The sequence below is a fragment of the Kluyvera ascorbata ATCC 33433 genome, assembly GCF_000735365.1.
Lineage (GTDB): Bacteria > Pseudomonadota > Gammaproteobacteria > Enterobacterales > Enterobacteriaceae > Kluyvera > Kluyvera ascorbata.
Genome location: NZ_JMPL01000250.1, coordinates 1 through 232 on the forward strand (window position 1 = coordinate 1; position 232 = coordinate 232).

General features: G+C 49.6%; 1 tRNA gene. It reads right to left on the reverse strand.

The window, feature by feature from the left end:
• Window positions 1-79: 79 nt before the first annotated feature.
• Window positions 80-155, reverse strand: a tRNA-Glu gene (locus GKAS_RS23415).
• Window positions 156-232: the final 77 nt, after the last annotated feature.

Genomic DNA, 232 nt, shown 5'->3' on the forward strand with positions numbered 1-232 from the left:
AGCAAATATCTCAAACATGACTCGAGAGTCAGTTTTGAGATACTGAGGTCGGCGACTTTCACTCACACAAACCAGCAAGTGGCGTCCCCTAGGGGATTCGAACCCCTGTTACCGCCGTGAAAGGGCGGTGTCCTGGGCCTCTAGACGAAGGGGACACTGAAGTCTCAATCGCAAGACGCCTTGCTATTTACTTTTCATCAGACAATCTGTGTGAGCACTTCAAAGAACGTTT